5 protein-coding genes and 5 pseudogenes are annotated in these 12200 nt (G+C 43.4%); 8 read left to right on the top strand and 2 right to left on the bottom strand.

The genetic code is table 11. The features are described 5' to 3' along the window. Nucleotides 1-207 precede the first annotated feature (207 nt). The 5 genes and pseudogenes from C3Z13_RS08670 (at nt 208) to C3Z13_RS08650 (ending at nt 5577) form a co-directional block, all read left to right on the top strand. Nucleotides 208-1604, top strand: a pseudogene (locus tag C3Z13_RS08670) (Fe-S-containing protein). Further along, nucleotides 1604-2928: pseudogene (locus tag C3Z13_RS08665) on the top strand (ABC transporter permease). Before C3Z13_RS08670 ends, C3Z13_RS08665 begins: the two co-directional pseudogenes overlap by 1 nt. A 25-nt stretch (nt 2929-2953) precedes the next feature. Next, entirely contained in the window at nt 2954-4066 is a 1113-nt protein-coding gene (locus tag C3Z13_RS08660) for an ABC transporter permease (protein ID WP_103855651.1), read from the top strand. A 1-nt stretch (nt 4067) separates the two neighbouring features. Then, a pseudogene (locus C3Z13_RS08655) lies at nt 4068-4744 on the top strand (ABC transporter ATP-binding protein). Nucleotides 4745-4758: 14 nt separating this feature from the next. After that, entirely contained in the window at nt 4759-5577 is an 819-nt protein-coding gene (locus tag C3Z13_RS08650; RefSeq protein WP_103855649.1) for a D-hexose-6-phosphate mutarotase, read from the top strand. 69 nt (nt 5578-5646) lie between these two features. On the opposite strand, the gene C3Z13_RS08645 is transcribed toward C3Z13_RS08650, so the two are convergent. Beyond that, complete coding sequence (locus C3Z13_RS08645; RefSeq protein ID WP_103855650.1) at nt 5647-6606, bottom strand: AEC family transporter; 960 nt, start codon at nt 6604-6606, stop codon at nt 5647-5649. A 129-nt stretch (nt 6607-6735) separates the two neighbouring features. After that, nucleotides 6736-7350 (bottom strand): riboflavin synthase subunit alpha, encoded by a 615-nt coding sequence (locus C3Z13_RS08640; protein WP_103855648.1) that lies wholly within the window; start codon nt 7348-7350, stop codon nt 6736-6738. 80 nt (nt 7351-7430) lie between these two features. Here C3Z13_RS08640 and C3Z13_RS08635 point away from each other — a divergent pair. The 3 genes and pseudogenes from C3Z13_RS08635 (at nt 7431) to C3Z13_RS08625 (ending at nt 12183) form a co-directional block, all read left to right on the top strand. After that, a pseudogene (locus C3Z13_RS08635) lies at nt 7431-8826 on the top strand (MATE family efflux transporter). A gap of 9 nt (nt 8827-8835) precedes the next feature. Further along, a complete protein-coding gene (locus C3Z13_RS08630; protein ID WP_103855647.1) occupies nt 8836-9882 on the top strand; it encodes a Gfo/Idh/MocA family oxidoreductase in 1047 nt (348 codons plus the stop codon). A gap of 139 nt (nt 9883-10021) precedes the next feature. After that, nucleotides 10022-12183, top strand: a pseudogene (locus C3Z13_RS08625) (TonB-dependent receptor). The last annotated feature ends 17 nt before the right edge of the window (nt 12184-12200 follow it).

Raw genomic sequence — 12200 nt, 5'->3', positions numbered from 1 at the left:
GAATGATATTAATTGAATTCCATAACCCGTAGGGCGGACCTATGCGTCCACCCGAAAAACGGAATGATTTAATTGAACTCCATAACCCGTAGGGGCTGACCTATGTGTCCACCCGAAAAACAGAATGATATTAATTGAACTCCATAACCCGTAGGGGCTGACCTATGTGTCCGCCCGAAAACCACAGAATGATATAAATTAAAAACTATGAACTACTACTTCGTTTTTTTCCTTCAATCTGTCTTGCCGATTGCTTTGTTATTAGGCGTAAATTGGCTGAAATATGACAACCTTAATTTAAAACGAATCCTTTGGCTTTCGCTGCTGGGGCTAGGTTGCGGGGCGGTGGGTTATTTGCAGTTGCCTGCTTCTCAATCGATGAAACTGGGGCTAAGTATTTTCTTAATGGCGATTTTTGCGCTGTTTTATCTTGCCCATTTTATCCGTTCAAACAAGCTCGCTTATTTTTGCCAATTTGTGCTTTGTTTTGCCGCAGGTGTGCTATGGGCGCGCGATCCGAATATTTCCGCCATTACCAACACGGACGTAATTAACACGGATTTTATCTTGCACCTAAGTACGGTGATTTTTGCCCTGATTTTTTGCTTTTTATTTGCATCTTGGCTTTATCTTTTATTAAAACAAACGAAAACAGCGAAAAAATGCACCGCACTTCCTTTTTGCTGATTTCGCTCACTACTCTATTTATACTCTTGCCATTAATCGGTGAAGTATTACTTGGCTTGATGAAATTACAAGTGATTGATCTCACCAAAGCGCGCTTAAGTTTCGTGGCAAAATCCAGCAATTTAATCAGTTATAGCAATTATTTTATCGCCACACTTACCGCATTAAGCCTGATTTTATTTGCGCTTAAAATCCATTCTGTCAACAAAACTGTGGTAAACAATACGCTTCACCCCATTGAAAAACGGAAAAAATTAGCCCTATTACAAACCAGCCAACGCACGCTTTTCTGGGGAAGCATCGCCTTATTGACCATTGTTTCTGCGCAACTTTATTGGGATCAAATCGCTTCTCGCCCACCGCAACTTTCTGAAGCAAAACCTGTTACGCTCGATAAACAAAACCGCATTCATATTCCCATTGAGCAGGTGAAAGACGGCAAATTACACCGTTTTGTATGGATTGCCAGTGACGGCAAAGCGGTACGTTTTTTCCTGATCAACCGCTCAAGCAAAAACCTCAGCCTAGCCGCGGTATTTGACGCTTGCATTTTATGCGGCGATCAAGGCTATGTCATGGAAGGGGATCAAGTAGTTTGCGTGGGCTGTGGCGTGCGAATGTTTATTCCGTCTATCGGCAAACCGGGCGGCTGTAACCCCGTGCCGATTGAAGATTGGCAGCAAACGGACAGCGAAGTGATCATCAGCAAAAAAAGCCTTGAAGACGGGCTGAACTATTTTTCTACCATCGTGGAATTGGACGTGAATGATCCTGTGGACGGCACAACATTGAAAAATACCACAGCGGAGCATAAATATAATTATGCAGGCAAAACCTATTTCTTTGCCAACGAACAAAATCTCAATGCTTTCCGCGATCACCCTGAAAATTATGTGGCGAAAGAGGAAAATCCCTAATGCTTACTCGAATGTTATTCCAATCTTGGCGTTATGGGCTAAAACGCAAATTACTTGCCATTATGACGATTTTTCTCGCGGCGGGCTTGGTTTCTGCTCTGCTCGCGGTGTCCATTGATATTGGCGACAAAATGGCTCGCGAGCTGAAATCTTACGGGGCGAATATTTTGATCGAACCAGCCAGTCAGGCGGTGCTATCAAGTGAAATTAATGGCGGAAATAGCCTTTCTACGCAAGATTTTTTTAGATCAAAAAGAAACTGCCAAATGTGAAAGATATTTTTTGGCGTAATAATATTGTGGGCTTTGCGCCACTGCTCAGTGCTGAAGTGGAAGGCAAAAATCTGACGCAAAATAATACCCATAACATCAGTATTTTAGGCACTTTTTTCGATCGTCCAATTGCCATTCCTGATGAAGATGACTACCACACTGGGCAACGCATTATTAGCCCTTATTGGAAAGTGCAAGGGCAATGGGTGGACGATAGCCAGGAAAATATTGGCGAAAATATCCCCGCATTTTTAGGCAATCAATTAGCCAATCACACGCAGTGGAAAATCGGTGATCAAATTCAACTGAATTATCACGAGGGCGAAACGCAACGCCAGCTTGATCTTCATATTGTAGGAATTTTAAGCACCGGTGGCGCGGAAGAACAGCAGATCGTGCTGCCCTTAAGTGCGGTGCAAAATTTGTTAAATTTATCTGGCAAAGTACAGGCGATCAAGGTTTCTGCGCTTACCGTGCCAGAAAATAAACTTTCGCGCAAAGCCAGAGATAACCCCGATGGCTTAGCTGCTGAAGAATACGATCGCTGGTATTGTACCGCTTATGTGTCTTCGATTTCTCATCAGTTAGAAGAAGCCATTTCAGGCGCAGTCGTTCGCCCAATTTGGCAAGTTGCGGCTTCTGAAGGGGTGGTAATTGAAAAAATCCAGCTCTTGCTCGCCGTGGTAACCGTGGCGGCATTAGTCGCTGCGGCGATGGGAATTGCTTCGTTGATGACCACCACCATTATCGAACGGAGTAAAGAAATAGGCTTGATGAAAGCCCTTGGCGCTTACCAATGGCAAATTGTCTTACTGTTTTATTGCGAAGCCATTATCAGCGCCCTACTCGGTGGTGCGCTTGGTTGCGTAGCCGGTTGGGGACTAGCCAAATTTATCGGCATTACCCTATTCGGCTCGCCTTTAGATTTCGCTTGGATCGTGGTGCCTTGCGTGTTGGTGCTATCAATGATCATTGCCTTAATCGGCACTTGGTTCCCCGCCCATCGCATTGCCCAGCTTTATCCTGTGGAGGTGTTGTATGGCCGCCAATAATGCTCATTCAATCAACGCGCGCACAATGTTTTGGCGTTTAATTATCAATGCGTTACGCTTGCGTTTGCAACGGGTGATGATTATTTTCGCGGCACTCACCGTTGGCGCAAGTATTGTTACCGCAATGGCCGCGGTGTATTTCGACATCAACACCAAAATGAGCCAAGAGCTGCGCACCTTTGGGGCAAATTTTTACATCGGTTCAAACAGCAGTGGCTTGATGAATGAAACGGATTTCAACCACATTCTTAGCCAAGCTCCACAAGGTTTAATCACCGCAGCTAGCCCTTATCTTTATGGCGTGGCTCGAGCAGATTTAGAAAAAGTGGTGATAATGGGCGTGTGGTTTGATGCAATGCGAACCCTTTCCCCTTATTGGCAAATCACAGGATCCCCCATTGGCGTGAATTTTGATGATCGCAACGCGATGATCGGCAAATCCCTTGCCCAACGGTTAAACCTGAACCTTAGCGATAAAATCACCTTGAACAAAGGAACAGAAAAGCACCACTTTACCATTAAAGCTATTGTAGAAAGTGGTGATGCCACGGACAATATGCTGATTGTCAATCTTGAATTTGCCCAGCAGTGGCTGGATAAAACAGGCTTGATCACCAATGCGCTTCTCAATGTGAAAAACGATCAAGGGCAAGTGAGCCAATTTGCACAACAATTACAACAGCAATATCCTGATTTAGCCATTCGCCCGATCTTGAAAGTATCCGCCTCTGAGGGGCAAATTTTGGATAAAATCAAAGGCTTAATGGGCTTGATTTCAGTGGTAATTTTGATTCTTGCCACCCTTTGCGTGAACACTACCTTAATTGCCATTGTGGGCGAACGGGCGAAAGAATTTGCCCTGCAAAAAGCCTTAGGCGCAAAACAGCAAGATATTATTAAGCAAATTGGCACAGAAATTTTACTTATCGCATTTTGTGCTATTGTCGTGGGGCTAATCTTAGGGTATTTACTGGCACAAATTCTCGGTATCACCGTGTTTAAAGCCTATATTGATTTGCGCTTGCCTGTGATTCCAATCACAATTCTGCTCTCGCTCACCGTGGCTTTTGTTGCCGTGATTGTGCCAACGCGCCGCGCTTTAGAAATTCAAACTGCCAACGTTTTAAAAGGCGAATAAAATGGAAAAATACGTTATTGAAACCCAACATTTATATAAACGCTTTGGGCAAGTAACCGCCCTTGAAGACATTAATATCCAAATCGCTGAGGGGGAATTTGTTGCCATAATGGGGGCATCAGGCTCAGGCAAAACCACATTGATGAACATTCTCACCGGGCTTGATACGGCAAGCGAAGGCAAAGTGATTTTAGATGGCGTGGACGCCGCGCAACTCGATGAAATTGGCCGCCAACGATTTCGTGCAGAAAAAATTGGCTTGGTATTCCAACAATTCCATTTAATCCCTTACTTGACTGCGCTGGAAAATGTGATGCTTGCGCAGCATTATCACAGCGTTGTCGATGAAGAAGCTGCCAAAGCAGTATTAGCGCAAGTGGGGTTAGCACACCGTTTTGATCACCGCCCAAGCCAGCTTTCGGGTGGCGAACAGCAACGAGTTTGTATCGCCCGCGCCCTAGTTAATCAGCCCCCCGTCATCTTCGCTGATGAACCTACGGGAAATCTTGATGAAAAAAATGAAAACTGGTGCTAGATTTGCTCACCGAACTCAATCAACAAGGGCGAACTATCGTGATGGTTACCCATAACCCCGAACTAGGCAAACTCACCCACCGCACCATTTTCCTCCAACACGGAAAATTTTTGCGCGAAGAAGTGAATAATTCACATTGTTAAAGGAGAATAATTTAATGACAACAATAACAACCATCAAACAACTCACCCCTGCATTAAGTTTGCAGCAATATAATGAAATCCCCGTGATCGCGTTAGATCACCCTGTGGGTAAAGCCTTGATCTCGCTTCAAGGAGCACATTTATTTAGCTGGCAGCCGAAAGGCGCGCAGAAAGATGTGCTTTGGCTGAGTGAAATAGAACCCTTCACCTTAGGCAATGCCATTCGTGGTGGCGTGCCAATTTGCTATCCTTGGTTTGGTGGGGCAAAATCCCCTGCGCACGGTTATGCGCGCATCAGTTTATGGCAGCTCAGTGATTATGAAATTGAAGAAAACAAAGTGCGGTTGGAATTTTGTTTATTTTCTTCAGATCATTTGATTGAAGCCAAAACCACGATGGTCTTTAGTCAAGATTGCGAAATTATTTTTCAGCATTATGGACAAGAACCTGCCCAACTTGCTTTGCATAGCTACTTTAATTTAAGCGATGTGGCCAATGTGGAAGTACAAAACTTGCCAACGGAATGTTTCAACGCATTAACGCAGCAGCAAGAAAATGTGCCTTCCCCACGTTTCATTGATCAGCATATTGATTGCATTTATACGGTACAATCCCCTGTTTCGCATCACATTGTCAATAAAGGGGACGGGCGTACAATTAATGTGGCACATCATAATGCAAGCAATGTGGTGCTGTGGAATCCTTGGCATAAAGCCACTGGTGGAATTAGTGAAACAGGTTATAAAACAATGGTTTGTTTGGAAACTGCAAGAATTACACAACCGCTCCAACAAGGCGAACGCTGTGCGGTGAAGATCTCGCTTAACCCATAAAGTGCGGTGTTTTTTTAACAAATTTTAGGGCGAAGATTTTCGCCCTTTTGTTTTTATTAAACGTTATGCTTACACCCAGCCCATTTGGTGCAAAATGGTTAAGCCTAAGGCAGAGATAAACATTGATGCGAAAGTGGTAATGCCAATAATGTTCGCCGCCGTGTTGGCGTTGCCGCCCATTCCACGCACCATTGCATAAGCCGCGGCCGCCATTGGGGTGGCATTCATTAAGAAAATCACGCCTAAATTCACGCCGCTAAAGCCAAATAATTTGCCCAGTAACACCATAAAAATCGGTGCAACAATCACTCGCCCTATGCTTGCCCATAAAGAAATGCCTGAAATTTTATACAAGGCCTTTAATTCAATGCTGACACCAGCACAGATCAACGCAAGCGGTAAAGTCATTGTGGCGAGATATTGGATTGTGGTGAGCATAAATTTAGGAATGGCCAATTTTAAATAACTGGCTAAAAAGCCTAATACTATGCTGATAATTAAGGGATTTTTTGCCACATTTAAGATCATTCGTGGAATATTCACTTTGCCGTCAGAAAGGGAGCGGCTTAAGGTGATCACGCCTAACACATTGTAAATAATCGCCGTGGTGGCGGCATAAATGGTGGCTGGTACTAATGCGGCATCGCCATAGGCATTGAGGCAGAATGCTAGCCCTAAAATACTACAATTTCCGCGATAAACCCCTTGCACAAAAGTGCCACGTTCTCGCTTTTCTTGCACAAATTTTGCGGCGAAAATTTCTGCACAAAGGAACAGCAATAAGGTTCCTAGCACGCAGGCCCAAATCATCACCAGTTGTTCATTCAGTTCGGCAATAGGATTTTTAAACACGTTAAGAAAGAGTAAGGCGGGCAAGGTGATTTTGAACACCACGCTGGTGGCTTGCTGGCTGAATTTATCGTCAATGATTTTGCGTTTTCGCAGTCCGATGCCGAGTATTAACAACAATAAGGTCGGTAAAGTTACGCTTATGGAAAAAAGCGCAGAACTCCAAAAATCATTTTGCATATTGCCCCCATATCGCTGCTGTACGCCACTCAATGCATATTGCCACATCGTAACACAGAATGCGATTAAAAAAGTGCGGTGAAAAATTTCGTGATTTTCGACCGCACTTTAGTTTTTCATTTTATGCCATTATTCGCCACGGCTGGCTAAATAGCGTTCAACCGTATCCACAATGGCTTGGGTTTGTGGATCGATTTCAATATTCACTAAATCCCCCACTTCACGCTTACCGATCAAGGTGCGATGAATGGTTTCTGGGATAAGATTTACGCAAAACTCGTTGTCTTTCACTTCACCAATAGTCAGGCTGATGCCATCAATAGCGATAAATCCCTTAGTGAGAATATATTTCATCAAGGCAGGATCAGGCAATTCGAACCAAATTTGCAGGTTATTTTCTGAAGCAATGCGCTGCGAAACCTTAGCGGTGGTGTAAACGTGGCCAGACAAAATATGTCCACCGATTTCATCACCCATTTTCATCGCTCGCTCAATGTTCACCCAATCCCCTTGGCACAATTCGCCTAAATTGGTAATGCGTAGGGTTTCCGTCATTAAATCAAAGCTGACGAGATCCCCTTCAATTTTGGTTACGGTTAAGCAGACACCGTTATTTGCCACAGACGCACCAATTTCTAGATTTTCGGTTAATTCCTGTGGCATTTTCACTACCTGTGTTCTAAAATGCGGTTTTTCATCAATAGAATGAATTTGGGCTACGCCCAGCACGATTCCTGTAAACATAATTAGCTCTCTTATCTTAAAAATCATCACCGTAAATTCGGTAAAACTTGCAATAGTATATAACAAATTCGGATATTTTTATGTTATTTAGTTTCATTCAACATCATCGCCAAGAAATGGGCAAATTGGTGACGATCGCCTTCCCTATTTTACTGGCGCAAATGGCACAAAATTCAATGGGTTTTGTGGATACCATTATGGCTGGTCGCGTCAGCGCTGCGGATATGGCGGCAATTTCGGTGGGCGCGTCCATTTGGTTACCGTTGATTTTATTAGGACACGGTTTATTACTCGCCTTGCCTCCAATTATTTCTTATCTCAATGGTTCAGGCCAACGCCAGCGGATCGCCCATTATGTGCGACAAGGTATGTGGGTGGTGGTGTTAAGCTGCATTCCCCTTGGCTTGTTTATTTATTACAGCGATTATGTCATCAGCCATATGAAGATGGAGCCAAGATTGGCGCAAATCACCATTGATTATCTGCACGCGATGCTGTGGGGCTTACCCGGTTATTTGCTGATGATCAATTTCCGCTGTTTAAATGACGGCATCGCCAAAACGGCGCCAACAATGCTGATCACCTTTGCGGGATTATTTCTTAATATTCCACTTAATTATATTTTCATTTACGGCAAACTTGGTGTGCCAGCCTTTGGTGCGGTGGGCTGTGGGATTGCCACAGCAATTGTAAACTGGGCAATGTGCTTAATGATGATTAGCTATTCACGTCAAGCGCGCAGCCAGCGTGATATTCATCTTTTTGATAAAATCATTGAAAAACCTGATTTTTCCACCTTAAAAAAAGTGCTAGGCTTAGGCTTCCCTATTGGTATTGCGCTATTTTGTGAAGTGGCATTATTCGCCCTTTCTTCCCTTTTGCTCTCCCCACTGGGTACAGATGTGGTAGCAAGCCATCAAGTGGCTTTAACAACGAGTTCATTTATTTTCACCTTCCCCATTTCCTTAGGAATGGGCTACCACCATTTTAGTGGGGCAACGTTTAGGTGAAGGGCAATTAAAGCAAGCCAAAGTGGTGTTTCACTCTGCCCTTGCGGTGGGATTAGCCTTAGCTTGTATTACCGCGTCTATCATTGTGTTATTCAATCAACAGATCCCGAAAATTTATGTTACCGATAAACAAGTGATCCTAATCGCCAGCCATTTGCTGTTAATTTCTGCCTTATACCAATTTTCCGATACCATTCAGGTGATCACCGCAGGGGCATTGCGTGGCTATAAAGACACCAAATCCATTTTATACATCACAATGTTCTGTTATTGGGGCATTGGAATGCCGTTGGGCTATATTTTATCGCGCACCGATTGGCTAATGCCAAGCATTGGTGCGGCAGGATTTTGGGTGGGGTTTGTGGTGAGTTTAACGGTCGCCGCCGTGCTGCTTATCCAACGTATTCGCAAAATTCAGGCTCTACCTGAGCAAGAAATTTTGCAAAAATTAAAAGCAATTCAATAGGAAAATCAAATGGAAAAAATCATTAATGTCGCCATTGCAGGCTTTGGAATGTCTGCTAAAACCTTTCATATGCCTTTTTTAGATCTCGATCCGCGTTTTCAAGTGCGTAAAGTGTTTGAACGCAGCAGCGAAAAAGCGAAACAGGCCTATCCTTATATTGAAGTGGTACATCAGTTTGAACAACTGCTCAGCCCAGAAATTGACTTGGTGATTATCACCACACCTAATCTCACCCATTACGAAATGGCAAAACAAGCCATTTTGGCAGGCAAAAATGTCATCGTAGAAAAGCCCCTTGCTGTTTACCCTGCGCAAGCAGAAGAGCTAGATAAACTCGCCAAACAGCATAATGTGATGCTTTCCGTTTACCAAAATCGCCGTTGGGATAATGGTGCTTTAACGGTGAAAAAACTGCTTGAACATCAAATGTTAGGCGAAATTGTGCATTATGAAATGCGTTACGAACGGTTCAGCCAAAAACCTAATAGCAAAGCGTGGAAAGAAACAGGCGAATTTGGCTCTGGGCTGGTTTATGATTTAGGCGTGCATTTGATCGACCATTGCGTGGATTTATTCGGGATTCCCACCGCACTTTATGCGGATATGAAAGCACAACGTGCAGGCGCAAAATCAGAAGATAACTTTGAAATTATTTTCTATTATGCAGACAAAAAAGTGGTGTTATCTTCCACCAAATGCGCCCGCGAACCTGCCCCTTACATTATGTTGCAAGGCACGAAAGGGAGCTACATTAAAGCCACAATGGATAACCAAGAAGCCCTATTGCTCAAAGGCATAAAACCACAAGGCGATTGGAACGCTGAGCCTGAAAAAGACTGGGGACTACTGCACACCGAAATCAACGGCATTGTTATCCGCAGCCCCATTGAAACAGAACGCGGCAACTACCAAGCCTATTACGACAACATTTATGCTGCTCTCCGCGATCAAGCTCCATTGCAGGTTACTGCCCAACAAGCCACTGATGTGCTGAAATTGATTGCGTTGATCTATGAAAGTGCGGATAAGGGAATACGAATGGCTATCAATTTATAAATAAGAATAATTCTCATTAATTAAAGAGATGTAGTTACTCTATAATCGCCCTTGTTTTTATAGGCAAATAAAAGGAAAGGATCTTTCCTTTTATTTATAAGTTCAACAAATTATCAATGAGAAATTTATGCAATATTCCATTCCTGTAAAATTTAGCGCAATTTACACCGCACTTTTCTTTGGGATTTCTTTTCTGCTTTGGCACGAGTCAATCATTAGATGAAATCAATGTGGTTACTGAATTAGAAAAATTCAAAGCCACCAATAAGCTCAAATCAGAGGTCAATTTAAGTCTTTTAGGCGAACAGCTTGCCTTTACTTCACCGATCACCGTAGTGAATTATGATGAACAGGCACTAGCAGATAGCCAGCCACGCAATATTGTTGATGCAATCGCCAAAACCGATGCTTCTGTAATGAATTTTGGTGGTGAAACTAACACCTTGCAAGGCGTTTATGTGCGTGGTTTACAATTAGATGCCCGTCAATTTAGTTTGAACGGCTTAGCGGGATTATATTCCACTTACAATTCCCCGATCGCGGCTGTCAGCTCAGCCCAACTGATTAAAGGCGCGTCCACTGCCACGGTAGGAATGGATCCCGAAGGGTCATCAGGTGCTTCAATCAATATTGAAACCAAACGAGCTACCGATAAAAACATTAATCGCCTTGGTTTTGCTTGGTTTAGTGATTCCCGTTTACAAGAATCTTTTGATTTTGGTCGCCGCTTTGGGGCAAATAAAGAATGGGGCATTCGCATTAATGGACTTTACCGTGATGGAGATACGGCTCGCGATCATTATGATGAACGCAATAAAGAATTTGCCATTTCCGCTGATTATCGTGGCGAAAAATTGCGTGTTGCCTTGGATTATCTCTATGCCAAACGTGCCACACACGGCGGACGTGCAAGGGTACAGGATATTCAAAATCTCACTTATGCCTTACCTGCTGCCCCAAATGGCGAGATCAATTTAATCCCCGCTTGGTCAGGACAGACCACGCGCGATCAAACCATTATGCTCACCGCTTCTTATGACTTACCTTATGAGATGACTTTATCTGGCGGCATTGGGTATATGACGTCAAATTATTACGGCAATTTCGGACAAATTCTTGCTACTAATATTCAACCTAACGGTGATTATAAAATTAGCCAAATGCGTGCAATGGATTTTATCACTCGCACCACAAGCGGAAATCTAAAATTACAAGGCCATCATTTTACTGGCACATTAAGCCATAATTGGAATGTGGCTTTTGATGCGGTACTACGTGAACGAGATTTCGATCAAAGCCCTGTGCTTAAAGCTTTTTCTGGTGGTAATCTCTACGCCCCTCACTTTACTCAAGTGGATAACTTCAAACCTTTAGTGCAAGGCAATACGGATCAAAAATTAAAATCTTACAGTCTTGCCTTAGCCGACACGCTCGGGTTATTTGACGAGCAAATTCGTTTAACCTTAGGCGGTCGCTTACAATGGATCAAACAAACCAATTATCAAACCAACGCCACAGCGGGAGAAAAATCCGTTAAAACAGACGGCAAAGCGCACCGCTTTAGTCCAATGCTTACCCTTGCTTGGGTGCCAAATTCCAATTTTGTCCTTTATGGAAATTATTTGGAAGATCTTGAACCCGGTTATGTCGATGAAGATGGCACAATGGCTGATCCACGTGTAAGCCGTCAAATTGAGCTGGGCGCAAGAAAAAATTAGGGGTGAAGCTCTCACCACCACCCTTAGCCTTTACCAAATCACACGCCCCGGTATCATCAGTGCAAAATCTGCCACAAAATATCACCGCACTTCAGGGGAAGAACAAGGTAAAGAACGCAATCGTGGAATTGAATTTAACCTTTATGCTAACTTGCTTGAAAGCCGTTTACGTCCAAGTTTCGGCATCACTTACAATAAAGGCGATCTCATTGATTTTTCAAGCTATGCAGGAGAAATCATCAATGGCACTCAAGTAGCAAGCCCACGCATTATTGCCAAAGCAGCCGTAGAATGGGAACCCAGTTTCGCACCAAATCTGTTATTAAGTAGTGCGGTGCAATATTACGGAAAATCCTACCAAAACTACGCAAAAACCTACGAATTTCCGTCTTATACCACCGTGGATCTTGGCGCGAAATATCGTTTCCAAATTCGCCAAAACCAAGATCTTATTCTGCGTGTTGGGGTAGAAAATCTGTTCAATAAATATTATTGGCAAGTACAACGCGGAAAGTATGACCGCAGTTTTGCTTTGGTGGGAATGCCTCGCACTTATTGGGCAAAAATTGAATATTCGTTCTAAAATAGAGATAACAAAAA

This window comes from Avibacterium endocarditidis, from assembly GCF_002921145.1.
In the GTDB taxonomy this organism is placed as follows: domain Bacteria; phylum Pseudomonadota; class Gammaproteobacteria; order Enterobacterales; family Pasteurellaceae; genus Avibacterium; species Avibacterium endocarditidis.
This window is presented reverse-complemented; position numbering and strand designations above follow the sequence as displayed.